This window comes from Photobacterium sp. MCCC 1A19761, from assembly GCF_037389125.1.
Taxonomy (GTDB): domain Bacteria; phylum Pseudomonadota; class Gammaproteobacteria; order Enterobacterales; family Vibrionaceae; genus Photobacterium.
In genome coordinates this window covers 26,759-53,751 of record NZ_JAZGTF010000025.1, presented here as the reverse complement: position 1 = coordinate 53,751, position 26,993 = coordinate 26,759, and the positions used below count along the sequence as shown (strand labels likewise).

25 protein-coding genes are annotated in these 26,993 nt (G+C 52.1%); 9 read left to right on the top strand and 16 right to left on the bottom strand.

Annotated features, from left to right (window positions below):
• Positions 1-46 precede the first annotated feature (46 nt).
• The 3 genes from VV869_RS19010 to VV869_RS19000 form a co-directional block, all read right to left on the bottom strand.
• Complete coding sequence (locus VV869_RS19010; protein WP_337736496.1) at positions 47-271, bottom strand: hypothetical protein; 225 nt, start codon at positions 269-271, stop codon at positions 47-49.
• Positions 272-475: 204 nt separating this feature from the next.
• Positions 476-655, bottom strand: coding sequence for a hypothetical protein (locus VV869_RS19005; protein WP_337736495.1), 180 nt, complete (start codon positions 653-655; stop codon positions 476-478).
• Positions 656-715: 60 nt separating this feature from the next.
• A complete protein-coding gene (locus tag VV869_RS19000; protein ID WP_337736494.1) occupies positions 716-1,414 on the bottom strand; it encodes a hypothetical protein in 699 nt (232 codons plus the stop codon).
• 530 nt (positions 1,415-1,944) lie between these two features.
• Between VV869_RS19000 and VV869_RS18995 the strand changes: the two genes are divergently transcribed.
• From VV869_RS18995 to VV869_RS18980, 4 genes are all read left to right on the top strand, one after another.
• Positions 1,945-2,841 carry a 1,4-dihydroxy-2-naphthoyl-CoA synthase gene (locus VV869_RS18995; protein ID WP_337736493.1) on the top strand — a complete coding sequence of 299 codons (897 nt, stop codon included), beginning with the start codon at positions 1,945-1,947 and terminating at the stop codon, positions 2,839-2,841.
• Positions 2,842-3,350: 509 nt separating this feature from the next.
• Positions 3,351-5,039, top strand: coding sequence for an NAD-dependent malic enzyme (locus tag VV869_RS18990; RefSeq protein WP_337736492.1), 1,689 nt, complete (start codon positions 3,351-3,353; stop codon positions 5,037-5,039).
• Between the two features lie 217 nt (positions 5,040-5,256).
• Positions 5,257-5,952: a SanA/YdcF family protein gene (locus VV869_RS18985; RefSeq protein WP_337736491.1), complete on the top strand. Its 696-nt coding sequence runs from the start codon at positions 5,257-5,259 to the stop codon at positions 5,950-5,952.
• 737 nt (positions 5,953-6,689) lie between these two features.
• Positions 6,690-8,060, top strand: a complete 1,371-nt coding sequence (locus tag VV869_RS18980; protein ID WP_337736490.1) for an SLC13 family permease — start codon at positions 6,690-6,692, stop codon at positions 8,058-8,060.
• Positions 8,061-8,192: 132 nt separating this feature from the next.
• Here VV869_RS18980 and VV869_RS18975 read toward each other — a convergent pair whose 3' ends face one another.
• A complete protein-coding gene (locus VV869_RS18975; protein ID WP_337736489.1) occupies positions 8,193-9,179 on the bottom strand; it encodes a Gfo/Idh/MocA family protein in 987 nt (328 codons plus the stop codon).
• A 323-nt stretch (positions 9,180-9,502) separates the two neighbouring features.
• On the opposite strand from VV869_RS18975, the gene VV869_RS18970 reads away from it, so the two are divergent.
• The gene (locus tag VV869_RS18970; RefSeq protein WP_337736488.1) at positions 9,503-10,588 is read left to right on the top strand and encodes a ketoacyl-ACP synthase III; all 1,086 of its coding nucleotides are present in this window, start codon (positions 9,503-9,505) and stop codon (positions 10,586-10,588) included.
• 20 nt (positions 10,589-10,608) lie between these two features.
• On the opposite strand, the gene VV869_RS18965 is transcribed toward VV869_RS18970, so the two are convergent.
• From VV869_RS18965 to VV869_RS18920, 10 genes are all read right to left on the bottom strand, one after another.
• A complete protein-coding gene (locus tag VV869_RS18965) occupies positions 10,609-11,922 on the bottom strand; it encodes a lipopolysaccharide biosynthesis protein (RefSeq protein ID WP_337736487.1) in 1,314 nt (437 codons plus the stop codon).
• A gap of 53 nt (positions 11,923-11,975) precedes the next feature.
• Complete coding sequence (locus VV869_RS18960) at positions 11,976-12,557, bottom strand: DNA-3-methyladenine glycosylase I (protein ID WP_337736562.1); 582 nt, start codon at positions 12,555-12,557, stop codon at positions 11,976-11,978.
• 96 nt (positions 12,558-12,653) lie between these two features.
• Positions 12,654-13,943: a DEAD/DEAH box helicase gene (locus VV869_RS18955; RefSeq protein WP_443147341.1), complete on the bottom strand. Its 1,290-nt coding sequence runs from the start codon at positions 13,941-13,943 to the stop codon at positions 12,654-12,656.
• 111 nt (positions 13,944-14,054) lie between these two features.
• Positions 14,055-14,963 (bottom strand): N-acetylglucosamine kinase, encoded by a 909-nt coding sequence (gene nagK, locus VV869_RS18950; protein WP_337736485.1) that lies wholly within the window; start codon positions 14,961-14,963, stop codon positions 14,055-14,057.
• A gap of 184 nt (positions 14,964-15,147) precedes the next feature.
• Positions 15,148-15,864, bottom strand: coding sequence for a tRNA-uridine aminocarboxypropyltransferase (locus VV869_RS18945; RefSeq protein ID WP_337736484.1), 717 nt, complete (start codon positions 15,862-15,864; stop codon positions 15,148-15,150).
• A gap of 91 nt (positions 15,865-15,955) precedes the next feature.
• Positions 15,956-17,998, bottom strand: a complete 2,043-nt coding sequence (locus VV869_RS18940; protein ID WP_337736482.1) for a methyl-accepting chemotaxis protein — start codon at positions 17,996-17,998, stop codon at positions 15,956-15,958.
• 433 nt (positions 17,999-18,431) lie between these two features.
• Positions 18,432-18,785, bottom strand: a complete 354-nt coding sequence (locus VV869_RS18935; protein ID WP_337736481.1) for a DUF3802 family protein — start codon at positions 18,783-18,785, stop codon at positions 18,432-18,434.
• Between the two features lie 186 nt (positions 18,786-18,971).
• Positions 18,972-19,487: a hypothetical protein gene (locus tag VV869_RS18930; protein WP_337736480.1), complete on the bottom strand. Its 516-nt coding sequence runs from the start codon at positions 19,485-19,487 to the stop codon at positions 18,972-18,974.
• Positions 19,488-19,536: 49 nt separating this feature from the next.
• Positions 19,537-20,538, bottom strand: a complete 1,002-nt coding sequence (locus tag VV869_RS18925; RefSeq protein WP_337736479.1) for a sensor domain-containing diguanylate cyclase — start codon at positions 20,536-20,538, stop codon at positions 19,537-19,539.
• Positions 20,535-21,515: a response regulator gene (locus tag VV869_RS18920; RefSeq protein WP_337736478.1), complete on the bottom strand. Its 981-nt coding sequence runs from the start codon at positions 21,513-21,515 to the stop codon at positions 20,535-20,537. The genes VV869_RS18925 and VV869_RS18920 overlap by 4 nt, the downstream gene beginning before the upstream one ends.
• A gap of 337 nt (positions 21,516-21,852) precedes the next feature.
• Here VV869_RS18920 and VV869_RS18915 point away from each other — a divergent pair, with 337 nt between their 5' ends.
• The 3 genes from VV869_RS18915 (at position 21,853) to VV869_RS18905 (ending at position 24,230) form a co-directional block, all read left to right on the top strand.
• Entirely contained in the window at positions 21,853-22,212 is a 360-nt protein-coding gene (locus VV869_RS18915) for a glutathione S-transferase N-terminal domain-containing protein (RefSeq protein WP_337736477.1), read from the top strand.
• A 131-nt stretch (positions 22,213-22,343) separates the two neighbouring features.
• Positions 22,344-23,024, top strand: a complete 681-nt coding sequence (locus tag VV869_RS18910; protein WP_337736476.1) for a DUF3334 family protein — start codon at positions 22,344-22,346, stop codon at positions 23,022-23,024.
• 156 nt (positions 23,025-23,180) lie between these two features.
• Positions 23,181-24,230, top strand: a complete 1,050-nt coding sequence (locus VV869_RS18905) for a ParB/Srx family N-terminal domain-containing protein (protein WP_337736475.1) — start codon at positions 23,181-23,183, stop codon at positions 24,228-24,230.
• A 9-nt stretch (positions 24,231-24,239) separates the two neighbouring features.
• On the opposite strand, the gene VV869_RS18900 is transcribed toward VV869_RS18905, so the two are convergent.
• Positions 24,240-25,196 (bottom strand): LysR family transcriptional regulator, encoded by a 957-nt coding sequence (locus VV869_RS18900; protein ID WP_337736474.1) that lies wholly within the window; start codon positions 25,194-25,196, stop codon positions 24,240-24,242.
• 104 nt (positions 25,197-25,300) lie between these two features.
• On the opposite strand from VV869_RS18900, the gene VV869_RS18895 reads away from it, so the two are divergent.
• Entirely contained in the window at positions 25,301-25,909 is a 609-nt protein-coding gene (locus VV869_RS18895) for a LysE family translocator (protein ID WP_337736473.1), read from the top strand.
• A gap of 32 nt (positions 25,910-25,941) precedes the next feature.
• On the opposite strand, the gene VV869_RS18890 is transcribed toward VV869_RS18895, so the two are convergent.
• Positions 25,942-26,991, bottom strand: a complete 1,050-nt coding sequence (locus VV869_RS18890; protein ID WP_443147342.1) for an AbrB family transcriptional regulator — start codon at positions 26,989-26,991, stop codon at positions 25,942-25,944.
• Positions 26,992-26,993: the final 2 nt, after the last annotated feature.

The following is a 26,993-nucleotide window of genomic DNA, read 5'->3' as shown; positions in this document are numbered from 1 at the left end:
GAACGCACGGTAGCCAACTGTTGGCCGCCTGATCTTAATACGCTGGTCATGCATTGCTACCACCGAACAAGCTTCTCTGTAGAACATCGAGTGCTACAGAGCTTTGACCATTTAAATCAGCGCGCATAGCATTAATTATCTTAGAGAAAGCAGCATGAGAACGAGAAGAAGACAATGTTCCGTGTTCACTCCAAAATGCTTCTACCGCTAATACAACTCCATCACTAGCCATCAAGACTACTCGTGTCTTAGATTGATTCAACTTTTCCAATTGCTCCTGACTTCTGCTTTTAGTTGATGCAATAGCAGGGTGAGATCACATGTGTTTACTTTTTGAACAGCTGTGAATTCCCTCGGGCTGGTTGAGTGATTATTAGACACCTCATGCATTTCACACCTGGGGCAGATGGTTAAAAATCCCTCTATTTGTAGATCCCAACGTGCCTTACATGTGGTGATTTTACAATTTGTTAACTCACGCTCTCACCCTGGATGCAATAGCGGCTACCGCATCAATCAAATCAACATACGATTGCGCTCTGAGTTCAATTGATTTCTTTCTTAGTTCTGATTTACTGCCTAAAAAGTATTGAACAAAGGCACTAAGTAAAATACCAGTAATACCAATGAGTGCGACGATTACTTTTATATCCACTTGGATTATCCCTCAGATGTATAACGCAGTGTTCACTGACTGGGCCGGTGCAACGCCTTGTTAGCCTTTTAGTTTTTTGATTAATGTTTCGGCTATTTCAACACCCAATTCGATACGCTTCTTGTCGATATTTTCAGCGGTAGAATGTACTTGGGTATTTCTAATCATGCGCAATTCTGTAAGCTGATTGATATCTTCCATTTCCAAAGCCCCTTCACGCACTGCCATTTCCCATTTGAAGGTATGGCCTGTGTCCACACCAGAATCTTCGAATGTTTTGCGAACCAATGTCTCAACTTCGTTAAAGAGTAATATAAGGTTCTCCAGCGTGACCTCTGCAGCTTTCGGGTCAGCTTTTACACCAAATAAGTTATTCAAAAGAACAGCTGCTATTTGCCGATAAGCATCCAAGTATCGTCGATCAACGCCCAAGCCAGTTCCATTGTGATATAGCTGATTTCTGATGCGATGATAATGCTCGATATCACCATCGTCTAAACCAGCTAGTTTTGACCGGGCTTTACTAAACAGCAGATCAACCATTTTAGGAAAGCTGTTTCCGGCTTCTTCAACTTCCCTTCGTTGGAATTTTATGCCCGATATTTTTTCCGGAAGAGATAGAAAGGTTCTGATGGAGGTCTCAACTGAATTATCAACACTAATGAAAGCAATTCTGCTATCAAAAGCGGTATCGAGCTGAATGTGAGAATCAGCATGTCTTAGCAATTCTAATGAGCCGGACGCCCAAGTTTCTTCCATATTCGATCTCTGATTTGTGAGGCTAACAGATACTTAGGCTCCGACCTACCTTCAACCGTCATACACTTCTTGTTGTTGGGCCGAACAATTAAGAAGCAAGTTGATGAATCATATTACTATCACCTGCGTTGATTTAGCAAAAGATGTTCTTCAAATCTTTGTTGTAAGTAGCTCAATAGTAAAAGAAAACAATGCGGTCTCTACTCGCCAGTTGGAAAGCTGGCTAATACTACGCCTCGCACCATGGTGTTTGAGCCTGTATGACTGCCAATTACTGGTATCAAAGAGCTGTAAGCCAAGGACGTGGGGCAAAAGTGATTTCAGTTAAGTACACGGTATCAACAGCAATATCTCTGGTACCATCCGGCACTTCCTTCATCACCAAGCCGGTAGCCAATTTCACGAGCCAAACCGCCACCTGCCGCTTATGCAACCAAAACCTTAATTTCCCTATAGAAATCATTGACATTTGGCCGCAAGCCCCTAGCCTAGAGCTCTATGCATGCATCCAGTTCTAGAGGTTCGTCATCATGACCCGCAAAGAAATTTTTAACCCGGCACTGTGGGATGAAGTCCCAGGCTTCGAATTTGAAGATATTACTTACCACCGCGCGAAAGATCAGGGGACGGTCCGGATTGCGATTAACCGCCCGGATTGTCTCAATGCTTTTCGTCCCAAAACCGTCGATGAGCTGTTCACTGCTTTGGATCATGCCCGTCAATGGTCAGATGTTGGCTGTGTCCTGTTAACCGGCAATGGGCCGTCACACAAAGGCCAGTGGTCGTTCTCTTCCGGTGGTGACCAACGTATTCGTGGCAAGGATGGCTATAAGTATGAAGGCGCGGAAGCCGGTACCGCCGACCTGGCCCGCATGGGACGCCTGCACATTCTCGAAGTTCAGCGGATGATCCGCTTTATGCCGAAAGTCGTGATCGCCGTTGTACCCGGTTGGGCCGTTGGCGGCGGGCACAGTCTGCACGTGGTGTGCGACTTAACCCTGGCCTCGAAAGAGCACGCAGTCTTTAAGCAAACCGATCCGGATGTGGCTTCGTTTGATTCCGGCTACGGCTCGGCTTACCTGGCGAAAATGATCGGCCAGAAACGCGCGCGGGAGATCTTCTTCTGTGGCTTTGATTACAGTGCTCAGGAAGCCTTTGAGATGGGGATGGTGAATAAAGTCGTCGACCATTTTGAGCTGGAAGAAGAGGCATTGCGTTGGGGCCAAGCCATTAACAGTAAATCACCGACCGCTATGCGGATGCTGAAATACGGCTTTAACCTGCCGGATGACGGCTTGGTCGGCCAGCAACTGTTTGCCGGTGAAGCGACGCGCCTTGCCTATGGCACAGATGAAGCACAAGAAGGTCGGGATGCGTTTCTGGAAAAACGCGATCAGGATTTCAGTCGCTTCCCTTGGCATTATTAGGTCTCGCAGATCGATTCAGCTTTCAGACACGTTTTTGCCCGTTGGCACTGCCAACACCACTCAGCCCGGCTTTCTATCGCCGGGCTGAATCGTTATCTCCCAGCAGCTCCGTCATTCAAGGTGTCGCACTTCGACAGCCAACAAGGCTCAACACAAATCAAACAAAAACCGATCAAGTTTAACAAAAAACAAACACGACCTCTCCCATTCCTCTCTGCGATTTTCTATACAAAAATCACAACGCAGATCACAACATAGACAAAACTATAAATAAACATTTAATACACAAATTCAACCTCAACTTGAAACATTAAACCTTAGATTGAAACATTGCAGTCTGATTAATGTTAATTACTGTAAAAAGATGGCGGGAAACTTGATCAATTTCGCAAAAAAGTGGTGTTCAGCCTTTGAAATAAACGATTTATAGGCATAGGATTAGCACTGAATGAAAATGATGTATGCAATTTTCATTGACTCCGACCTAACCTATTACCAAAGTCAATTGCATGAAAAACGATAAAAGACCCCTATATATCCCCTACGCAGGCCCTGCGTTACTTGAAACACCCCTGTTAAACAAAGGAAGTGCGTTCAGCGTCGAAGAACGCATGTTCTTCAACCTTGAAGGTCTCCTTCCTGAAGCAATTGAAACGATTGAAGAACAAGCTGAGCGTGCTTATCAGCAATATCAAAAATTTGATAATGATATTGACCGCCACATCTACCTTCGTAACATCCAGGATACCAACGAAACGCTCTTCTACCGCCTGGTCGAAAATCACATTACCGAGATGATGCCGATCATCTACACCCCGACCGTTGGTGCTGCCTGTGAGAACTTTTCCAGCATCTACCGTCGTGGCCGTGGCCTGTTCATCTCCTATCCGAACCGCGATCGGATTGAAGACATGCTGAACAACGCATCACGTCACAACGTGAAAGTCATTGTTGTAACAGATGGTGAACGAATCCTGGGTCTGGGCGACCAAGGGATCGGTGGCATGGGGATCCCAATTGGTAAACTGTCACTGTACACCGCGTGTGGCGGGATCAGCCCGGCTTACACCCTACCGGTTGTCCTGGATGTCGGGACCAACAACCCGCAGCGACTGTCCGATCCAATGTACATGGGCTGGCGTCACACGCGGATCACCGGTCAGGAATATGAAGACTTTGTCGATGAGTTTATCCAGTCCGTGAAGCGACGTTGGCCGGATGCCCTGATCCAGTTCGAAGATTTTGCCCAGAAAAATGCCATGCCATTACTGGAGCGTTACAAGAACAAGGTCTGCTGCTTCAACGATGACATCCAAGGCACCGCGGCAGTGACCGTTGGCTCGCTGCTGGCTGCCTGTAAAGCGGCGGGGAGCAAACTGTCCGAGCAACGCGTCACCTTCCTGGGTGCCGGCTCAGCCGGTTGCGGTATTGCTGAAGCAATCATCGCGCAAATGGTTTCTGAAGGGATCTCCGAGCAACAAGCGCGCAGCCAGGTATTTATGGTCGATCGCTGGGGTCTGCTGGTCGACGATATGCCGAACCTGCTCAACTTCCAGAAGAAACTGGTTCAGCCGCGCAATGAAATCAACCTGTGGGATACCGAAGATAACAACATCTCGCTGTTGGATGTGATGCGTAACGCGAAGCCGACCGTGTTGATCGGGGTGTCCGGTGTGCCGGGCCTGTTCAGCGAGGAAGTGATCCGCGAAATGAATCAGCATTGCGAGCGTCCGATTATCTTCCCGCTGTCCAACCCGACCAGCCGCGTTGAAGCGACGCCGGCCGATCTGATCCGTTGGACGAACGGCAAGGCACTGGTTGCGACCGGCTCACCGTTCGAGCCTGTGGTTCACGAAGGCAAAACCTACACCATCGCCCAATGTAACAACAGTTACATCTTCCCGGGGATCGGTCTGGGTGTCCTGGCCGTCGGCGCCCGTCGTGTCACCGATGAAATGCTGATGGCCAGTAGCCGTGCCCTCGCTGAATGCTCGCCAATGGCGAAATACGGCAATGGCGACCTGCTGCCGCCTCTGGAAGATATTCAGGAAGTGTCCCGTCACATCGCTTTTGCCGTGGCGAAAAAAGCCGTCGAGCAACAAAAAGCACCAAAGAATACCGATGAGCGGATTAAAGAGAAGATTGAAGCCAACTTCTGGCAATCAGAGTATCGCCGCTACAAGCGAACGTCTTTCTAATCAGTCTGCCATGCCTATATAAGCCCGCATACGCGGGCTTTTTTTTGATCTTGCCGTTGCCAAACCTATCTACTGCCACATACTATTCAATCAATCTGAATCAATTGACGTTGGCTAGCTGCCTTCCAGTATTATTTGACAGGTATTTTACACTGCGTTATCAACAGATTAGTTATCAGTTTGGTATGATACGATTTTTAATGCTCCACGGAATTATATGAAACCGCTCAACGTCATCCGCCTGTTTGCTGTCATAAGTCTTCTCGTCATTGGGATGAGCTTGCTGGCTGATCGCTGGGTAGCGGCTTCAGCGGCGGATCGGATCTTTACCGATCCGGCTCAGGTACCAAACCGGGCTATCGGATTGGTGCTGGGGACCAGCAAATTCATTGCGAAAGCGTTGAACCCGTATTACGAATACCGCATGGAAGCGGCGCAACAGCTGTATAAACTCGGCAAAATCAACATCCTGCTGCTCAGCGGCGACAATGCACACCGCTCGTACAATGAACCCTGGACCATGAAACGGGATTTGCTCAAGGCGGGGATCCCTGAACATGATATTGTACTCGACTATGCCGGTTTCCGTACCCTGGACTCCGTGGTTCGCGCCAAACGGGTCTTTGAAGTTAATCACTTTGTGATTATTACGCAGAAGTTTCACTGCGAACGCGCGTTATTCATTGCCAAGAATAACAATATTGATGCCATCTGCCTGGCAGTACCCGAGCCAGGTGGGCTCGCCGGGTTTAAGATCCGAATGCGGGAAGTTCTGGCGCGGCTTAAAGCCATCGCCGATGTGTATCTGCTCGACATCAAGCCACGTTTTCTTGGCCCGAAAGAGCCGATAGAAACCGCTCCGCCTGAATTTGAAGGGCCGGAAATCGCCGATGCGCCCCTTCCGCCTGCCTGAAAAAACAAAGCCATGCATTGAGTGCATGGCTTTTTGTTCTGTTTGAAAAGTAAAAAGAAAACAAGGGTCAACCCACCTTTTCTTTTGATGCCTTCACAATATAGGACTGCAGAAACTTTTCACGGACTCCTTTCAAATGCGCTTGTGCCTCAGCACGAACACGCTTACGCAACCCTTGCGTTTTTGCGCTCATAACAACCTAGCCTTATTTTTATTACTGATAACATCCCTTAGCAATTATGATACCCAAGGCATAGAATTGCTGAAACACCTTTGCGGATCCCGGAACCTCAACTGTGACTTATGTCACATCACAACTAGATAGATGATGAAGCATTAATCAGCACTTCCGAGACAGTTCAATGATGCATATTTATTGACCTGAAGAGCGAAGATGCGACCGCCGCATTCTTGCCGCCTGTGATATCGCTTCAGACCCCACCGCAAAGGCTATCTCAATGTAAAAAAAATGATCCACATCAATAGCAGCAAATTCGGCTGAAAATGACATTTTCGATAAGCATCAATAGCATGATTAACTAGCCGAGTAATTAATGGGTACAATCCCACACATTATTTAGCAATAACCTCACAAAACACATAATTACCCACCCAAACGCCTAATAATCACGCAGCAAGCAATTAACAACTCGAAAATAACATGTAACATTTGCCTCATATGACACCTAGGTGCATGAAGTTGTATGAACCGTAATAACATAGCTAAAGGAAAGCATATGACAGCCTTAACCCTGACACTGAAAAAGTGGCTGTTTGACAGGAATAGCATCATTCTACTGGCAGACATCGCCCTTTTTACCTTTTTAATGAACATCCTACCTTACGAAAAGGACGTCGTAATCGGTCTGAGTATCCTGGCCTTTGTGGCCGTGTTATGGCTGACCGAAGCCGTTCATGTCAGCATTACCGCTATCCTGGTGCCGCTCCTGGCCATTGGATTCGGTATTTTTAAAACACCACAAGCCCTGAGTAACTTCGCCAACCCGATTATCTTCCTGTTCCTGGGAGGGTTCGCCCTGGCTGCTGCGATGCACAAGCAGGAACTGGATAAAGCGATCGCCGATAAAGTTCTGCTTCTGGCGAAAGGCCGCATGTCGGTTGCTGTCTTCATGCTGTTTGGGGTCACTGCCGGTCTGTCGATGTGGATTAGTAACACCGCAACAACAGCACTGATGCTGCCGCTGGTTCTGGGTGTCCTGAACAAGGTTAATGCCAAAAGCGAGCGCAACACCTATGTATTCGTGCTGCTGGGCATCGCCTACTGTGCCAGTATCGGCGGGATCGCAACGGTTGTCGGGAGTCCACCAAACGCCATTGCGGCCGCGGAAGTCGGTCTGAGCTTCACAGAATGGATGGCATTCGGCCTGCCGACAACAATTGTACTGCTGCCACTCACCGTGACGCTGCTGTACTTCTTGCTGAAACCAAATCTGAAGCACACTTTCGAACTCGACCACAAACCGGTTCAGTGGGACAACGGGAAACTGATCACCCTAGCCATTTTTGCCCTGACCGTTTTCCTGTGGATTTTCAGCAAACCCGTCAATGCGATGCTGGGTGGATTCAGCAAATTCGATACGCTGGTTGCCCTGACTGCAATTGTTCTGCTGGGTGCATCTCGTGTCGTTCAGTGGAAAGATATTGAAAAATCAACCGACTGGGGCGTATTGCTGCTGTTCGGGGGTGGTATCTGTCTGAGTAACGTGCTGAAAGCTACAGGCACCAGTGTCTTCCTGGCAGAAGGTCTGAGCACCTTCCTGGATCAAGCGGGTATGTTCTTTACGATTCTGGTCGTGGCTGCATTCGTGGTCTTCCTGACAGAGTTTGCCAGTAACACCGCCAGTGCGGCACTGCTGGTCCCGGTATTTGCGACAGTTGCTGAAGCATTGGGTGTCTCGCCGGTCATTCTGTCGACGCTGATTGCCGTGTCTGCATCTTGTGCCTTCATGCTGCCGGTCGCCACACCACCAAACGCGATTGTCTTCGGTTCCGGCCATATCAAGCAGTCTGAAATGATGAAAGCTGGTATTTACCTCAACCTGGTTTGTATCGCTGTGCTGTCCGTCATTGCGTACCTGTTCTGGTAATTGCACGAGACCACGCGTTACGGACCATGGTAACAACCAATTTTCCTGAATAACGACAACAACATCCCTTTATTTGGTGGCCGAATCGGCCACCTTTTTTTTGAGCACTTTCCGCTGTCCCAAGCCGAGCCTTTACAGACTTTGCTCATCCGCCGGGAAACGGACACCGATCACCTCGCGTGCCTTGGTCATAATCGCACTGACAATTTGCGTGCGTGCCAGTCCCGGATGCGAGACCTGCTGCAAGTCGATCAACCGTGCAAATTCCAACGCTTCGTAGTACATCACATTCTCTTCCTGCACGACGCCCAAGCTCAGTGGCGGCTCTCCCGAACGATGCAATGTTACTGAGCGACACTCGGAAATGCTCTCGACCAGCAGTGTGCCCTGCTCGCCCTGAAACTCGCTCGGGATCAGGCCATCGCTGACTTTAGAGTGGCTGACCACCACATCAAAGTCCGAATAATGCAGCACCAAGGTGCCGTGGGCATCGACACCGGAATCCAGCAGCACGCCTTGGGCCGTGAAGCTGTTCGGCTCACCAAACAGTCCGATCGCCGCACTGAGCGGATAAATCCCGATATCCATGATCGAGCCATTCGAGAAAGCCGGATTAAAGGTATTCGGGTTTTCGCCGTTCAGGTACTTGCCGTAGCGAGACGACAACTGACAGTATGAAAGGTAAACCTTTCTCAACTTGCCCAGTTTCGGCAGGCATTCCCGGATACGCTGAAAATTTGGGGTGTAGGTCGTTTTCATCGCTTCAAACAACACCACGCCCTGCTGTTCGGCGGTGGTGATCAGCGCCTCGATTTCAGCGTGATGCGAGGCCAGCGGCTTTTCACCAATCACATGCTTGCCCTGCCGGATAAATTGCATCGCCTGCGGGGCATGCAGTGAGTTCGGGCTGGCAATATAGACAGCGTCCAGCTCAGGGCTTTGCGCCATCGCATCCAAATCATCAAAGCAAAAGTTCACCCCGTATTTCTCAGCGAAGGCCTTCGCATTGTCCAGTTTACGGGAGTAAACGGCGGTCAGCTGGTACTGTCCGGTTTTCAAAGCAGCTTCAATAAAGCTGTCAGTGATCCAGTTCGTCCCAATCACACCAAAACGGATCATTATGGTTACCATTTCTGTTTAAATTTGCGGAAACATCATCATAACAGATCATGGCCGCGTACCAAGATCAGGCCGAGAAAGCGGCCATGATCCGGCCACTGCGACAAGTAACCGGCTATTTTCACACCAATAGTTCCCCATCTTCACCCGGCATGTTGATAAGGCTTAAACTCTTGATGGAATTCGCTGTTCCTCCCTCAGCCCCTTTGTTACATTAGCGTTAACTGCCTTTGAGCCGACTTTTCTCCTTTCGCCCAATCTGAAATATCTGGAAAGTTGGCCTTCTGTATCAATGGCCAGATAACAACGAAAAAGAGAATCTTATGTACTACGCCGAAATTACCGGTTGGGGGAAGTGTCTGCCCCCGACAGTCCTGAGCAATGAAGAGTTAAGCCAGTTTGTCGATACCTCCGATGAGTGGATCCGCACCCGAACCGGTATTGAATCCCGCCATATCAGCCATGTCGATACCTCAGATATGGCCCGTGTCGCCGGTGCGCGCGCACTGGCTGCCGCCGGGATTGAAGCCAGCGAATTGGATCTGATTATTATCGCCACCTGCTCGCCAGACACCCTGATCCCCAACATTGCCTCGAAGGTCCAGCTCGAGCTGGGCGCAGGTAAAGCCGCCGCTTTTGATATGAATGCGGCCTGTACCGGATTTTTGTACGGACTGGAAACAGCCACCCGAATGATCCAGGCCGGTAATTACCGCCATGCACTGGTCATTGGTGCCGAGCACCTGTCCTGGTACCTCGACTGGAGCAAACGCGATACAGCCGTACTGTTTGGAGATGGTGCCGGTGCTGTGGTCCTGAGCCGCACCGAGCAAGAATCCGGACTGCTAGAAGCGCAACTGGGTTGCGATCCGGAAGGACGTGACGTACTGGCCATCCCGGATTTCGGCACCCATATGGATCGCTTTAACCCGGATGCCGGTCACTTTGCATTCGATTTCGTGGGCCGGGAGATCTTCCGCCGGGCGGTTCGAGGCATGGGCGCCGCGGCCAATATGGTGCTTGAGCGTTCCGGGCTCGACAGCCAGGGGATCGATATCGTCATTCCGCATCAGGCGAACAAACGCATTATCGAAGCCCTCTGCGACCATGCCGGGATCCCGCTCGAGAAAGCTTTCGTCAATATTCAGAAGTATGGCAATACCTCGGCAGCCACCGTGCCGATTGCTTTGTGTGAAGCTGTTGAAAGCGGAAGGGTTCAGCCGGGCAGCACCATCCTATCCGCCGCATTCGGTGCCGGACTGACCTGGGGAGCCAGCCTCATCAAATGGGGACAGCGCACCACTCCGGTCGCGACCTCCGATGCCGAACTACCTGCCTGCGATCAAACGGCGACCGAGATCCTGGCCAAAGCCATCGCTCACTGCCAGCAAAAACAAAGCAACGTTTAACGACGGCTGATGACTCCGGCTCACGATGAGGAGCCGGAGGTATCCCATTGTTCACCCGGCGGCAGTTGCATCGGAAACCCGCAGAGTACCCGCCAGGAAACGCCGAGCGTTTTCACCACAATGATTGCCCGGATGAGGGTTCCCACCACAAATCCGACGCTGAACGCGATCGTCACCCCGAGCAACTGATACTCCTGTTGCAGCACATAAGCCAGCCACACCGTCAGTCCCGACACGCCTAACAGCACATACAAATTTTGGATCGGATTCGACATCAAGCTGATCATGTTGGCCGTAACCACCCGAAGCGGTAGCAGCAGCTGTCCGGCCAGCATGATCAACAGCAACTCGTGGCCCAGTTCAACCTGAGTTTCACCATAGAGGGTCAAGAGCGGATGGGCCGCCAGCGACAGGAGCAAAATCAGCAGGCTGTTCATGCCCCAGAATGTTCGGATGGCGTGGCAGACCGTGGACTGAGTTGCCAGTGAACCCGGATCGGACTGGGCCTGTAACAGCACAGGTTTCAGAAATGTCCCGACGGCATTGGAGAGAATCGCCATGAATCCGGCAATCACAATCACCGGATAGAACACGCTCACGGCATGGGCACCGAGCCAATGATGCACCAGCAAGACATCCAGCTTAGCCACCAGCACGACCCCGGCCCCGCTGGCCAAAGCCGTCAGCGACTGACGATACCACTGCTTCATCTGAAACGCCTTTCCATGACCGGCCAGTGCCGGGGCGATCAGCCGATGCTGGCCGATCACCACGATGAGCAGTGCCACGATCATTACCTGGCAGATCCGCGCCAGGAGCACTTCATCTTCCAGCCAATAGACCACCAGACAGAATGCCAGCACCAGACACTCCAGCAAGCACTGCTTGCTCAGCAGCGCATGTTTTTGACGTTCAAACACCAGCAGCAAGGAGGACTGGGTTTGCATCAGCGCCCCTAACGGGACAATCAGCAACAGGTACATCAGATGTTGTTCCGCCAGCTGGTGCGGCGACATAAACGCATATCCGGTCAATACCCCGGCAACGATCAGGGTGCCCAGAATTGCAATCGAGGCCAGAAACACCAGGCGTAACCCCCGCAGCATGGACACCTGTTCGGTTTGCCACATCGGATACGCCAGCCGAACAACGGACACGGAAAACCCCAGGCTGGCCGGCAGCAGCAACACCTCGCTGAGGACCAGCATGGCCGCGAATGTCCCGTAATGTTCCGGCCCCATCAGTCGCGCCAGCACAATAGTCAGGATCACCCGGCTGAAATGGTTTAAAAACGTAAATGGGGTCAGGGCCAGAATTTGTTTCACCGTCTCCATTGGGCAACTCCTTGCCATTAAAAAAGCGGCTTGTCAGCCGCTTTTCATCATGTTTAATATTCTGGTTGATCAGCGAGCAGTTCGGCCCGGCGAAAACAGTCCAGACTGTGATCATTCACCATGCCGGTCGCCTGCATATGGGCGTACAAGGTGGTCGAGCCGAGGAACTTAAACCCCCGCTTCTTCATATCCTTGGCCAACCGATCCGATTCCGGGGTTGTCGCCGGATAATCCGACAATCCACGCAGTGCGCTTGTTTTCGGTCCGCCTTCAACAAAGGACCAGATATAATCGGCAAAGGTCCCAAATGCTTCCTGGACCGCCAGAAAGCAGCGGGCGTTGTTGATCGCCGCTTCAATCTTGCGCCGGTTCCGGACAATTCCCGGATTATTCATCAGGCGTTCGACATCGTCATCCGTAAATGTAGCCACGCGTTTGGGGTCGAATTCTGCGAACGCATCACGATAGTTAGCGCGTTTTTTCAAAATCGTGTACCAGCTCAAACCGGCCTGTGCCGATTCCAGGACCAGAAACTCAAAGATTTTCTGGTCGTCATACACCGGGACACCCCACTCCAGATCGTGATAAGCCACATAATCGGGCTTGCTTTCGTCCACCCAGGGACAACGCTTCACTGCTTCCACCATACGCAATTCCTTTTTGATTATTCATGACCTTAGAGCAGCATTTTGCCCCTGTCAACGCGACGCCGGACATCAGCATCACGGCCATCAAGCGCGGCGCTGGCGACCCCGGCCCTGATGGACTTTCGACCGTGCTTTGGCCCGGCGCTTATCCGCAGAACGTCCCCGACGCTGATGTTCCGGCGGCTCAATGGTCGGATCCGGCTCATAGCCTTCCAGCCACTGTTGCGGCAAACGCGTATCCAGCAACTCTTCAATGGCCCGCAGTGCCCACTCTTCATCCTGGCTCATCAGGGACACGGCATAGCCCGGCTTACCGGCTCGCCCGGTTCGGCCAATCCGGTGCACATAGTCTTCCGCCTTAAACGGCATATCAAAGTTCACCACATGCTCCAGCTGTTCGATATCAATGCCCCGGGCTGCAACATCCGTCGCCACCAGCACCCTGGCTTTGCCGTCTTTGAACTCCTCGAGTGACCGCTGTCTCGCCCCCTGGCTTTTATCGCCATGAATCGACACCGCCTTGATGCCATCAAGCTTGAGCTCTTTCGCCAGCGCCTCCGCACCTTGTTTGGTTTTGGTAAACACCAGCACCTGCTGCCAGTTTCGCGAGCCAATCAGATACGCCAGTAACTCCTGTTTGCGATGCTTATCCACCGGATACACCATCTGCTCCACCGTCACGGCGGTACTGTTCGATGGCGTGACTTCAATCAGCTTCGGGTCTTGCAAAATACTGTAGGCCAGCTTTTTCACCGGGCCAGCAAAGGTTGCCGAGAAAAACAGGGTTTGACGCGTCACTGATTTCATCCGTCGAATAATGCGCTTGATATCATCAATGAAGCCCATATCCAGCATCCGATCCGCTTCATCCAACACCAGAGTTTGCACATCTGCCAAGTCGATGGTGCGAACGTGGGCGTGATCCAACAAACGACCAGGCGTTGCAATCAGAATATCCACCCCCTGACGTAACGCCGCGACCTGCATTTTCATACTGGTTCCGCCATAAGCGACCACGGTTTTCACGCCGGTGCCTTCGCTGTAGGCCGTGATATTGTCAAAGACCTGCTGGGCCAACTCCCGGGTCGGAGTCAGGATCAACGCCCGCACCCGGGCCGGATTACCTACGGATTCATCCGCTTGCGCCGGGGTGTCGCGATGGGTTTCCATCAGGCGATGCAGCAACGGCAATCCAAACGCAGCGGTCTTACCGGTACCGGTTTGGGCGCCCGCCAGAATATCATGCCCGGCCAGGACTTCAGGAATGGCTTGTTGCTGAACAGGCGTCGGGGTTTCGAAACCTAATCGGGTGACAGTATCAACGAGTTGGCTTTGCAGCCCCAGGGCATGAAAGGACATTTTGTGGTTCCACATCTTAAATTCAGGCGCGGATTCTAACAGATTCCGATCAAAAAAAGGGAGCTTTTCGCTCCCTTCTCGCATCGGTTGCCACGCCGGATATCGCGGTGGCTCGCTTGGCTTGGCTTACTTGATATTCAGGAACGCCGCACCGCGAACGCCACCGGCATCACCGTACTTCGCCTTCACAATCTTCGGTACGCGTGCGACCGACAGCAAGTGCTTCGGCAGACGCTTCGGCAGCTCGGTATACAGCAGCTCGAAATTCGACAGGCCGCCACCCAGTACCACAACATGCGGATCCAGGGCGGTGAACAGATTCGCAAAGCAGATTGCCACCAGTTCCAGGAAACGATCCACGTGCTCAGCCGCTTTGTCATCCCCCGCTTCATAGCGCTGGATGACCTCAACGGCCTTCACCGGCTCGCCGTAATAGTGGGCATAGAGTTGCTCGAAACCACGGCCGGAGAGGTAGTTATCAATACAGCCTTTCTTTTCGCAGCCGCAAGCAAACAGCGGGGCGTTCTCACCCAGATGAAACCAGCCATCAATCGGCATCCGGGTATGACCGACTTCACCGGCAACATGGTTTTTGCCGGAGAACACCTGGCCATCAAACACCAGGCCGCCACCAAAACCGGTGCCCAGGATCAGGCCCAGTACTGATTTCTCACCTTGCAGATCTTCATCCCAGGCTTCGGACAGGGCAAAACAGTTGGCATCGTTATCAATGGTCACGCTGCGGCCCAGACGTTGTTCCAGATCTTTACGCAGTGTGCGGCCCTTGGCGGCAGGAACGTTGGAGGTCAGAACGGTCCCGTCTTCGGGATTTTCCATCCCCGGGATCCCGATCCCGATATGGCCTTCGCAACCAAAGGTCTGATCGGCTTTCTCAATGATCTCAACCAGTGTATTCACCAGCTTGTCATAGTCGTCACCCGGCGTCGGCACCCGCTCGGTGGCTACGCGCTCCAGTTTTTCATCAAAGGCACCAAACTCAATCTTGGTTCCACCCACATCAAAGCCGTAGTACATCCTGCACACTCCGCAATCAAATCACTAAAACATAAAACTGAAAAAATTATCCACAGTTCTACACCTACAGACTGTGATACACCACAAATTTAGTCAGCCGCCCTATCGAGTTGACTCGCGTTTGCCGAAAGAAACAACAAGATGTTGCATAAAAAGCCCTTAAGCTGTTCTAAAATTACAGAAATCAGGTGGTCACAAAGGCCTGAAGCTGTTTCATCGCAGACGCTTCCGGCAACTGCCGGTTCAGCTTGCCGGTCAGGTAATGCTCGCGAAACACATCAAACCAGAGGTCCAGCATTTCGGCATTCTGGGACTCGCCATATAAATCGATAATTCTCGCCGCCACTTCCGCCGTCCCCAACTGACCGACTTTGGCAGCTTCACGAACCTGATAACGCGACGGCTGATCGGCCTGAATCGACAGGACCGGGAATTCGTTCAGATACGGGCTCTTGCGAAACATCTTTTTGGCCTCGGCCCAACTGCCGTCAAGCAGAATAAACAGCGGCCGCTTACCCGGGGCGATTGCGACGGTTTCAGCGACCCGCTCAGGCGCTGCGTATTCCGCCGGGAACACAACAAAAGGCTGCCATTGCGGATCGTCAAGCAGGGCCAACATCGCCGGATCCGGCTCGGTCCGGGACCAGATATAGGCAAAGGTGTCCTCAAACAGATCGGCAATCAGCCGGCCGGTATTGCTCGGTTTCAGGATCTCGTCATCATACATCAGCAGCAGAAACGCCGCCTGCGAGTCAATGTGCGGTTTGTCGTCACAAATGCATAAATGCGGGCGCAACATGCAGTAGCTGCAACGCTCAACGCTGCAGCCGCGCGCCCGATACGGACGGGTCGAGCGTGCCAGACGCCCCTGATATAAATGGTGGACCGCGTGGATTCGCATTGCTGCTCTCCCCCTCACAAGAAACGCTTAAACGAAAAACGCCAGCATTGTACTGGCGCTTCACGGGGTTGCAATGAAAACTTCTGCGCGGTTAAGCCGATTGCAGCTGATAATTCGACAACAGATCCTGTTGCTGATGCGCCACTTCCGCTACGGTACTGGCTTCTTTCACCAGGGTTTTCAACTGGCGGCTGTTGGTTTTCGCCTGGTTCGCCACCTGCTCGACACTGCGGCCGACTTCAACCGACGCATTTTCCTGCTGCTGGGTCGCGGCAGCAATGGTGATCACCTTGTCGTTGATCGATGCGATCATTTTCTGGATCTGATCGATGGCAATCTGCACTTCGCTGCTCAGGTCAATCGAGGCGGTCATTTCCGAGCGGCTGACCACCATGGCTTCGTTGGCATCTTTCGCCGCCCGGTGCAGCTCAGCAATGGTCTTGCGGATCGATTCGGTTTGCTGGTTGGTCTGGCTGGCCAGTTTCCGGACTTCATCCGCAACCACGGCAAAACCGCGCCCCTGCTCACCGGCCCGGGCAGCCTCAATCGCCGCATTCAGAGCCAGCAGGTTGGTGTTATCGGCAATCGAGCTGATCAGCTCCACCACCTCGGTGATCTTATTGACATGGTTGCCCAGCTCAGCCATGCGTTGCTCGTTGACGATAAATTGCTGATCCAGCGACCGCAGCCCGGACGTACTGCGTTCGATGATCCGGACCCCTTGCAATGCCAACTCATGCGCTTTCTCCGCTTCCGCTTCTGATTCCGAGGTACTGGAAACAATCTCTTTGATCGAGCACTCCAGCTGGTTGATTGCCGTGGCAATCGTCGCCAGCTCATCACTTTGCTCTTTCAGGGCGATCCGGGAAGCCGATGCGGCTTGTTGGCTGCTCTCGGCCGCCGTGTTGAGGCTATTGCTGTTTTCGACCAATTTCCCCAGGATCCGGCTGTTGTTGATATTGGACTGATTCAACAAACCGCCCAGGACCGCAAACTCCTTCGGCGCATTTTGTGTCGCCCGGACCGTCAAATCCCCGTTGCTGGTCGCTTTCACCACCCGGTCAATTTTCTTCAGCGAGCTTCTGACGGTGTGGCTGATCCAGCTACTCGCGGCCAGCGCCAGGATCAGTCCGGCAATACTCAGGGTGACAAACAAGGTAATGGCCTTTTCACTCGCCTGGCTGACCCCTTGCTTGCCCTGGCTCACCATCGTATTGGCCCCATCGGTTAGGGTATCGACTTCATTCATCACCGAGGCGATAAGTCCGCGCGCTTCTTCTACTTTCAGCGCCTGCGCTTCCATCAGCTGCAACACATACAGGTGCCGCGCGACAATCCCGTCTTCGGCATACAAAGCTTTCACCATATCGAACGGCACGGTGACGCTGGTATATTCTTCGATAGAACCATCAATTCGCGTCATTTCCCGCCAGGCATAGGTCATCCCGGCCAGATTGGTCCGCTTCAGCCCCTTCGCTAATTTTTCCGCTTTCGCGGTATCGGTTTCAATCAACAAGGCGATCAGATTACTAGCCATCTCCAGGGAATGATTGACGAAGTTATTGACATGATTCAGGCCCGTCGGGTTGCCGGCAAACAAGTCCATCCCCAATCGGCTCATTTCGGCCCGAACCCCGGAAACCGCATAATTCATCATCGCTTTATCACTGATAATTTGCACCTTGGTTTCCAGAATTTGCTGCTGAGATTCACGCAGCGTCCGCGACATCATCCGCAATTGGTTCAGACCCTGCTTGACCCGAACCACATCTTCCATCAGCCAGCCGATTTGATACTGATCAGCAAGCGCACCGAGGTCATCCACCGCAGCAAGCACACTTTGCTGATCGCGGTTGAGCTGCTCCGCAGCCGCTTCCAGCTCCTCTATCGAGGTACTGTTAATCACTTCAGCTAAACGCTGGGCCGTTTGCAATGAACCCTGAACAATCTCAGCATTGTTCATCGCGACCGGCAAAGCCTGCTTACTAAGCGTCTCGAACTCCCTCGAGACATCATTCAGCCCCTTGTTTCCGAAGTACGACAGCATTCCGCCCATACAGACAAGCAGCAAAAATACGATTTGGATATAAGCGACAATTGATAGCCTGGATATGCCGAGCTTGGTTTGTTTCATGAGTAAAGTCCCTGATTTACCTGGCGCTATTATTACTGGCAAAGGTTTCAGTTTTAATAAGCTATGAATCAGGCTGAATAGCGATAAACCACTGTATTAGAGGAAGAAATGGTTCAGCCGGACTCGCAAGACCACCGGCACATAACCGTGATCTTGTTCCAATGATTCGGCCGCTAAGCTACTTGAGGACTATGACAAAAATATTTCACAGTATGCTTTTTATCAATTAGATCAGGGGGATTTGCATGAGGATTGCAATGAAAGCATGCCGCCGAGACATAATCAGAGAAAAATCGGCGATAAAACATACGAATCTGTACCAAAGACGCGTGATGTAACCTAAGTTGCAAAGGAAATTGTGAGAAAACACGCAAAAAAGAGAAGGCAGCCAAAGCTGCCTTCTCTTTTCATGAAATCCAGTGAATGCCGCCTATCAGCCTCGGCAAACTTGTTGACTTATCGCACTATCGAACAGGTTTTTCACCAATCCAATATAATCTTCCAGAAATGAAATTTGCTCATTGGTCGGGCAACACTGCCACGCCCCCGCCAGAACTTCGCTTAAGTCCTCAACCACGGCATCGGCCTCTTGCATTAACTTAAAACGAAATTCCGCTTCCAAGTCAGGATTTTGCGAAAAAACCGCCATGAGATTGGTCGCAATCAGATCAGTGACAACATCTTCAACTGTCTCATTACTCCCATCTTTACTGGCATTCTCAAACAACGATAAATGCTCAGTAAAGTATTCTATCAGCGCGTGATATCCTTCAGACTCAACAACCATAACACTTTTCGGCAGTAGTAGTATGTATTTGCTTCAATTCTAAGAAGTCTCTGCAAAATTACAACACCCTTGCAGACGCTTCCGGAAAAAGATCGCAAAAGAAATGGTGATCACAGCACGCCAAATAGTCACCTAGTTGCTTAAAACACCACGCTTTCTCAGAAAACCGTCAGCAAGATCGCGGTTTCAACTCTCTGGCGCCGTCCAGGACAACTCCCGGATCCAGCGCTGCATCACGGGAAACCCCTGCTCCGGACACGTCATATCCCAGGCATTGAGTAACGGGTAGCCAAACCCGCCGCCTTCGCGAAACGCCTTGATCAAACTCTGACTGGCTCCCCGGTATCCATCCGCATGTAACACGACTTCAAGCGGCAGACCAATGTGCTGAATGGCCGCAACCGACCAGGCAATCGCCGCCATTTCCTCCCCATGCATTCGGTCTTTCTTCCGGCCGTGAGTCAGGCCGTTCTTGTAGATATCACCATCTAATAAATGGCGCTCGTGGGGATCGCAAACCGCGTAATGCCCGGCTTCATGAAGAATATCACCCGAATACAACAGCTGTTCCTCATCAATCACCAGCCGACTCGCCACCAGCTTAACCCCAGGGAGAAAGGTTTTCCCTTGCAGCGGCGCTAACTCATACGGGAGCCCAATTTGCTTTAAAAATGAAAGGATCGCTTGTGTTTCCTGACTCATGACTTGCCCCTCTTGGCCCGGTTCCATTTCACGCCGGTACTGAGCCGGGTTAACGGAACCCTTGCTGCTTAAGGTGGCGCGTACACCCGTCACCCAGCTCCTTGCTGAAAACTGTGGTCTGGTTGCGACCATTTTGTTTCGAGTGGTACAAAGCACGGTCCGACAGCTCCAGCCAATGTTCGTAACCTTGCATCCAGGGCGCCCACTCACAGATCCCGAGACTGATCGTGACATTGATGCTACGAACATCCACAGAGACAGACGCGTCTTCAATCCTATTTCTCAGGCGTTCGGTAAAGTACAAGCCCAATTCCGCAGACGTGCCGGGCAAAATCACCCCGAACTCCTCCCCGCCATAGCGACCGGCAATGTCGCTTTGGCGTTTGGTCCGACGCAACATACTGGCCACGGTGCGGATCACCCCATCGCCGGCTACATGACCGAAGGTATCATTGACCTTTTTGAAATGGTCAATATCAAACATCACCAGGGTCGACGGGATATTTGCGTTCCGACAGCGCTCGAACTCTTCGGCCAGGCAAGCTTCCCAGTGTCCCCGGTTATAGAGCTGAGTCAGCCGGTCGGTCATGCTCAGATGCGTCAGTTGCTCGTTGGATTCTCTGAGGTGGGTTTTACTTTTCGCAATATCAGAGACATCGGTAACGGTCAGGCAGATATGACTGAATTCCCCGTTCAGCGACTTGAGCGGCGTCAGGGTCATGTTTTGATACATCAGGGATGCACCACCGGTCACCGGACTGAAGTTCTTGAAATGGAAAATGCTGGGTCGATCTTCCCAGCAGCTGAAAGAACGCATTCTGAGCTTGAACGTCGAATCAATTTTCTGCTTCAGCCAGGCAACCGGGAGATCCGTCATAACCTCAAACAGGTTCTTGCCAATGATGCGATCCGAGGTGATACCACTGTAAGCCTGCATGAATGAATTCCACGCCCACACCTGATGTGATTTATCAATGATCACCACCCCGGCATCAATATTGTCCAAGACCTGCATGGTGAGGTGAAAGTCTGAAAGCGTTACTTGATTCAATGTAAGGTATCCATTACTTTTTTGATGACTTTGGTTGAGTTGTTATCCATCATAAACAGCACGTCGCATTCCAGATCCATCGATTCAGCACGATAGGTGTACTCCACTGTAAACAACTCGGTTGAGACAGATTCACTATCCCCCCAAATCATATAGTCTTCCAGCAAAATCGGCTGGCGAACCGAAAACGGAATATTCATCTGCTCCGAAAGTGCGCCCAAAAATGACGACACCATCAGATTCGCGATATCGATAACAATTTCATTCTTATGCTCATCGACCTGGCTGAAGCCCAACCGGGCACCGAATTTCTCGACGTCTTTACCCCGCAGACAGACCAGGGCCTCGCCATGGATTCCGCCGCCGATAAACCGTTGCGCAATCGCCACCAGCTCACTTTGCTGCCGGATGTCATCGATCGTCATTTCCAACTCGCCCGGCGTTAAGCTCGCCACATTGGGCAACGGCATCCTGATAAATTCGCCGAAATGATCTGATATAATGGCCGCGCCCCGCCCGAGTGCCACATTGGCGACCTCTTTGAACGCCTGCATGTAATAGTCGTCACTGCTCGGAAAGTCCGGATACTTCGTCTTCACTTCCTGCAGGCTGATCCCCAGCGGGGTCAGAACGGAGACTAAATGCAGCGGATCAAATGGTTTCGGCAGAAACTGGTGCGCCCCCAGGGCAATACATCGTTCCATGGCCTGTCGCTGAACATCCGCCGACAAAATGATGATTTTGGTCTGGTGAGCCTGGGTCGATAACGCTGTGAGCACCTCAAAGCCATCCATGACCGGCATCGTCAAATCAAGGAACATAATGTCAATGGCCTGGCTCGCAAGACACTCCAGACCCTCTTTTCCGTTTTCAGCAAAAAACAGAGACACCGCGGGCTGCCCGGATAAGATCCGCGACATCGCCCGGTGCACGACCGGAGAGTCGTCACAGATAAGAATGTTATGCGTTGTAGTCACTGACGTCCGTTCCCTCTTCTTAATGACACCCTAATCATAATCCACCAATGCCATATTCCTAATTTGACACTATGAAATAGTTTTAATAAGTGAGCTGGATCGACTTTTCGGGAACCAATATCGCATTTTTTGATAGATGAGTGACCTAATCCACCATGACCCGGAACGACATTTTTCGGCGAAGATATCCCCAAAATCACGGCCAATTCAGCCCCATCTTAGACATAACGATGATCAAATCGGGCACCGGTAACACTGGGTACTTTTTAGTTACCAATTCAAACCGCTTGTAATACAATCCTTCCCCAAACTCATCACATCAAGGACATGCCCCACCATGCAAGTTATCCGCTGGATCCTCGGACGCCTGATTTTGCTCTTTAATGCTGTTTTCTCACCTAAACCCGTCAAACGGGAAGCGTCCCAGCAGCAACGCATCAATGATGAAATGCGTCAGATTCATCTGTATCAATTTGAAGCGTGTCCGTTTTGCGTGAAAGTCCGCCGAACGGCGAAACGCCTGAACCTGCCGCTGGAAACCCGTGATGCTAAGCAAACCATGTGGGAGCAGGAACTGATTAACGGCGGCGGCAAACGTAAAGTCCCATGCCTGCGTATCGAGCAGGACAATGGCGAAGTCGAGTGGATGTATGAATCTGCCGATATCGTCAGTTATTTGGAACAACGCTTCGCCTAAGGCGCATCAGGCACACCCGCCCACGTTTATGTACCAAAACAGTGAGCTATATCAATTTGCATTATCCCTGCCTGTGCCATGAATACACGCTATGGCACACTGCAGGCAAAGCTAGCTAGGTATCTGAGACAATGAAAAAAACCAAAACGATTACGACGGACGACATTCTGCTGAAACTCTGCCAGTCCATTGCATCGGTCTTATCGACGGCAACAGACAGCCAGGTCGGCTACTCGGCCATGGTACAGAAGATCAACAAAACCAGCCTCAAGCCTGATATCGGCTGTTTCGTTCTGTTTGACGGCGGTTTTACCGGCCTGGTCGTCAATAACTTCTCCCAGCAAGCGGCGCTGGAGCTGTACCAGAACTACATGCTGAAAATGGGGATCCCCGAAGATGACCTGGCCATTCACCACACGTCCGACGAAGTGGCCGATGTCCTGGGTGAGCTGATGAACCAGGTGGTGGGTGACTTCACCAGCAAGATCCGTCGTGAACTGCGGATCTCGATTATGCAGAACCAGCCGAAAATGCTGGCGCTGAACAAGCAAATTCTGCTGTCCGTCGATACCAACCTGGATCGCCCTCAGGCACGCCGGGTGAGCTTTACGACCGAGAAAGGCAACATTTTCTATCTGGAGCTGGCGATGGATAAAACGGAGTTCATCCAGTTGGAAGACTTCGAGCAACATGAAGACATCGATCCGGATAGCATTATCGAGAACGCCAAAAAAGCTCAGGCTGAAAAAGCCACGGCTACCGCGGCAACCGTTGACGTTGACTACGACCTGCTGGATGAACTCGGCCTGTAACCTTCTCGCCAACTGACAGCCCGAAGGCAACACACCCGACAAACCCGAGTCGCCCTGTCTATCGCAGGTGACTCGGGTTTATTATTTCTTAAACACGATCCCGCCGCTATCGATTGCTAGACTCATGATGTGATTCGTCTTTGTGAGTGCTGCGATATGCCAGGTCTTCGTGACTTTTTCCGCTTCTACCCCCTCATCATCACCATGGGTCTAGTGCTGCTTCCGGCGCATGCCGATGAGGAAAAAAGCCCCTATGCAAAACTCCAGGCAGGTGACGTTGTCACTGTCGCGTTGGACCAACTACTGCCGACACAAGCCGTGCTCAGTTATGACTGGCAGTACGCCAGACTCAACCGATACCAGAACGAACCGAAACTGGTCTACGACGATTTATGCCGCGCCAATGGCGCAAAAGGCGTGAAAGAATGGTCCAAAAAATCCAAGCCCACCAAACCGGATTCCTATACCTGTACAGGGAAATCCGGGCAATCAGAAGACGTACTTAACACTGTTGTGGTTGGCTCGGAAGACGGGTTGCTATATCTCACCAAGGGTCATCACCTGCTGTCGACCTTCTGGGACATGCCCAACGGTGGTACCAGCGTTCCGGTGACCGTCAAAGTCACCCATAACCTGATCGACTCCGGGGATGATTTCTGGGCGGAGATGAATCAGGACCATGAACTCTGGCTGTATAACGCCAAAGGCAATGAAATCAGCCCAGACGATCTCCCTGAATACCTGGGCAGAAAGCAACTCAAGCATGATAAATACCTGTCCCTAGTACAGTTCCTTAATGGGATCAGCTATCAGAAACCTGACGATGCCCCCCCGTTTTTCGAATACCACTGGGCCCAGGAAATCCGCAAGCACATGAACGTTAGTGAGTATGACTTCAACGTTCCGGATGAGTACGCCGCCGCACTGGCGGAGGCGGCCACCGTAATGGTCGACCTAAATGAGGATACCAAAGTCGCCAAATCCGGCCTGACGGCCAAAGCGATGGGCAAGTTGACCCAGGCTGACAGCAAAGCACTGGCAGCCCTGATTGACGACGAGAACTCTGATTTTAATCAGGCCATGGCCTATCGCCGGGCGCTCAAAGAAAAAACGACACCGAAGCGTCTGTTGGAAAAAGAGCAGGCCGAAACCAAGGAAAAAGCCACGAAGGAAGCTGCGAAGAGCAAAGCGGAACAAGCGCCCTAATGCAACGCATCAACCGAGATTATTACCTGAGTCGAGTATATTACCTGAACCGAATATATTCTCTGAACCAAGCATGTCGCCCGATCCGCACTCCTGCGCTTCAGGCACACAGGCCGTGAGCTGGCCCCGTATCCAGGCCGTAAACTGCTGCTCCAGCACGATGTCCTGATGCGCTTGCAGGCTCAACAATACATAACGATGCCCCGAACGAATAAACCCGAACGGCGCGATCAGGTTTCCCCGCTTCACATCATCCACCACCAGGGGATAAGAGCCAATCGCCATCCCGAGCCCGTCGACGGCGGCCTGTAAGGAAAAGTAAAAGTGTGCGAAAGATTGCTGCGCCTGATGCTCAATCCAGCCAGCGCCCGATTTGGTTGCCCATTCCGCCCATGCCTGTGGCCGGGTCTGGCTGTGGAGCAACTTGATGTGCTGTGGCGTTGTTTGCATCGACTGCCAGTAGGCCGGAGAACACACCGGCCCCACCCACTCTTCCACCAGGGACTGGCTGAGATAATCAGCACGTAAATCAAAATCATCCCGGCGAATGGCCATGGAGAGCCCGGTCGCGCCCAACGTGACCGGCCCGCCCGCCGTCGATAAACGAATATCCGTACCGGGATGCTGCTGATAAAAATCAGACAGCCGGGTCATTAACCAACGCATGGTCAGTGTCGGCTCACAGGAAACCTCCAGACATCGCTCATTGCTTTGTGCGAGCGCGCTGACCCCGGACTCCAATGCTTCAAACGCCTGTGTCGTATAGCGATGCAGCTGCTTTCCTGCGGCGGTCAGCACCACATGCCTGCCCTGCCGTTCAAATAACGACTGTGACAGATACGCTTCCAGCAGCTTAATTTGCTTGCTCACCGCACCGTGGGTGATCGCCAGCCGATTGGCGGCTTCGGTGAAACTCGTCGATCCGGCCGCAACATGGAAAATATGAAATGCTTTGAGATGCCTCATCCGTGAATTTTTCTCACATATCAAGAGAGTTAATTTCGATTATAAAGAGCGACCGGGCTGGTTACAATCATACCGTTCAATCAATACAATCACAGGAAGATTTCATGGAGATACTTGGATTTGCACTGCTGGGCTTACTCATTGTCATGAGCCCCGGCGCCGATTTTGTCTTGGTTCTGAAAAACAGCATCGGAGCAGGGAGAGCCGCCGGACTATGGACAGCGTTGGGGATCAGTCTGGCGATTAGCGTCCATATCAGCTATTCCGTACTGGGGATCAGTTACCTTATTTCACAGAATGAAGCGCTGTTTACCGCCATCCGTTATGCCGGCTCGGCCTATCTGATTTATTTAGGTTTGAAAGGCATTCTGACTGCGAACAATTCGCTGGATACACAAGCCAACGAGACTGCCCGTGTCGCCGGGCTACGCTACCTGTCACAAGGGTTTCTGTGTAATGTCCTCAACCCCAAAACCATGCTGTTTTTCCTCAGTATCTTCAGCCAGGTGATCTCTCCGGATGACAGCAGCCAGCTCACGGCCATCGGTTACGGGCTCTATATGATGGCACTGCACGGGATCTGGTTTGCGCTGGTTGCCCTGCTGTTTACCTCTGCGCCGCTACAGTCCCGACTGAAGAAAGTCAAAAAGCGCTTCGATCAGGTTTGCGGCGCCGGCCTCATGACCTTCGGCGCCCTGCTGGCGACTGACTAGTTCACCCCTGCAAATCGGATGAGCATATTCGGCTATGAATGATTCGCCACGCGCGCCAGTTGTGTTTTCAGCACTACCGGCAGCGCGTGGAGGATCAGGAGTCTGACAATATGATTGACCATCACAAAGACCGGCTCCAGCCCCAGCAGTAACGCCACGGCCGTCATGGCTTCAACACTCCCCGGCACCCAAGCCAGCAGCAGGACCACCGGACTGCTTCCGATCAGATGCGACCACACCCAGGCGAAAATGGCCGTTACCAGCAAACCGAACAAGGTCACAATCAAACCGGCCCGGGCATAGCGAATCGCTTCACGAAGTGTCGTCTGCGCCAGACGGCTACCGATTAACGCGCCCAACATGGCTGTGGCCAGGATCAGCATGATCGCCGGAACATGGATCACACAGTCCGGAAACAGCGAATTCGACACCGCAGCACAGAGTAACGCAGCGACCATATACGGTGCCGGAAAGCCCAACCGTTCCACCAGCTTCCCCAGCAGCAGACTGGCGATCAGCACCGCAAGCAGTCCCGGCCAGAAGATTGCCGACGGTGCCTGAGCCGCCGTCGAATCAATCGGCAGCCACCAGGAAATGACCGCAGCAACGGCAACCAAAATGAAGAATCGGACCGAGTGGGAAAAAACGATTTTTGCCGAGGGCTTGGCATGCGTTTCGCTGACCATCAAAATCGCGGCCATTGCCCCTGGAACAGCCCCGAGCAGAGATTCAAACGGCGTCCATCCTTCTTTGGCATACAGCCACCAGTAATTGATCGCCATCTGACAGATAAGGCAAAGGCCGAGCCCCACCACTGCCGGCCAGGTCATGGTGGTGACCAGCTGATCGAATTTCACGACGGCACCGACACTGACGCCCAGGATTAGCTGCACGGCGATCAAGACCCACCCCGGAAGGTTCGTCGGCATCCCTGTGCTCTGTCTGGCGATGACAACCGCCAGCGCCGCACCAAACAACTCGCCCAGCGGGATCCCGCTCAGCAGCCCCAGTGCGGCGCCCGTCAGGGCCACCCCCGCACTTTTCAACAGCGCCCGATGTGATGCCAACGCGCCGCCATTCATTT

Bases quoted from the DNA above. Each gene is read 5' to 3' on its own strand.
- VV869_RS18945 (WP_337736484.1), bottom strand. From the start codon at position 15,864: ATGCGAATCCACGCGGTCCACCATTTATATCAGGGGCGTCTGGCACGC.
- VV869_RS18915 (WP_337736477.1), top strand. From the start codon at position 21,853: ATGCAAGTTATCCGCTGGATCCTCGGACGCCTGATTTTGCTCTTTAAT.
- VV869_RS18980 (WP_337736490.1), top strand. From the start codon at position 6,690: ATGACAGCCTTAACCCTGACACTGAAAAAGTGGCTGTTTGACAGGAAT.
- VV869_RS18985 (WP_337736491.1), top strand. From the start codon at position 5,257: ATGAAACCGCTCAACGTCATCCGCCTGTTTGCTGTCATAAGTCTTCTC.
- VV869_RS18905 (WP_337736475.1), top strand. From the start codon at position 23,181: ATGCCAGGTCTTCGTGACTTTTTCCGCTTCTACCCCCTCATCATCACC.
- VV869_RS18940 (WP_337736482.1), bottom strand. From the start codon at position 17,998: ATGAAACAAACCAAGCTCGGCATATCCAGGCTATCAATTGTCGCTTAT.
- VV869_RS18995 (WP_337736493.1), top strand. From the start codon at position 1,945: ATGACCCGCAAAGAAATTTTTAACCCGGCACTGTGGGATGAAGTCCCA.
- VV869_RS18890 (WP_443147342.1), bottom strand. From the start codon at position 26,991: ATGAATGGCGGCGCGTTGGCATCACATCGGGCGCTGTTGAAAAGTGCG.
- VV869_RS18895 (WP_337736473.1), top strand. From the start codon at position 25,301: ATGGAGATACTTGGATTTGCACTGCTGGGCTTACTCATTGTCATGAGC.
- VV869_RS18955 (WP_443147341.1), bottom strand. From the start codon at position 13,943: ATGTGGAACCACAAAATGTCCTTTCATGCCCTGGGGCTGCAAAGCCAA.
- VV869_RS18975 (WP_337736489.1), bottom strand. From the start codon at position 9,179: ATGATCCGTTTTGGTGTGATTGGGACGAACTGGATCACTGACAGCTTT.
- VV869_RS18930 (WP_337736480.1), bottom strand. From the start codon at position 19,487: ATGAGTCAGGAAACACAAGCGATCCTTTCATTTTTAAAGCAAATTGGG.
- VV869_RS18965 (WP_337736487.1), bottom strand. From the start codon at position 11,922: ATGGAGACGGTGAAACAAATTCTGGCCCTGACCCCATTTACGTTTTTA.
- VV869_RS18910 (WP_337736476.1), top strand. From the start codon at position 22,344: ATGAAAAAAACCAAAACGATTACGACGGACGACATTCTGCTGAAACTC.
- VV869_RS18970 (WP_337736488.1), top strand. From the start codon at position 9,503: ATGTACTACGCCGAAATTACCGGTTGGGGGAAGTGTCTGCCCCCGACA.
- VV869_RS19000 (WP_337736494.1), bottom strand. From the start codon at position 1,414: ATGGAAGAAACTTGGGCGTCCGGCTCATTAGAATTGCTAAGACATGCT.
- VV869_RS18990 (WP_337736492.1), top strand. From the start codon at position 3,351: ATGAAAAACGATAAAAGACCCCTATATATCCCCTACGCAGGCCCTGCG.
- VV869_RS18900 (WP_337736474.1), bottom strand. From the start codon at position 25,196: ATGAGGCATCTCAAAGCATTTCATATTTTCCATGTTGCGGCCGGATCG.
- nagK (WP_337736485.1), bottom strand. From the start codon at position 14,963: ATGTACTACGGCTTTGATGTGGGTGGAACCAAGATTGAGTTTGGTGCC.
- VV869_RS18935 (WP_337736481.1), bottom strand. From the start codon at position 18,785: ATGGTTGTTGAGTCTGAAGGATATCACGCGCTGATAGAATACTTTACT.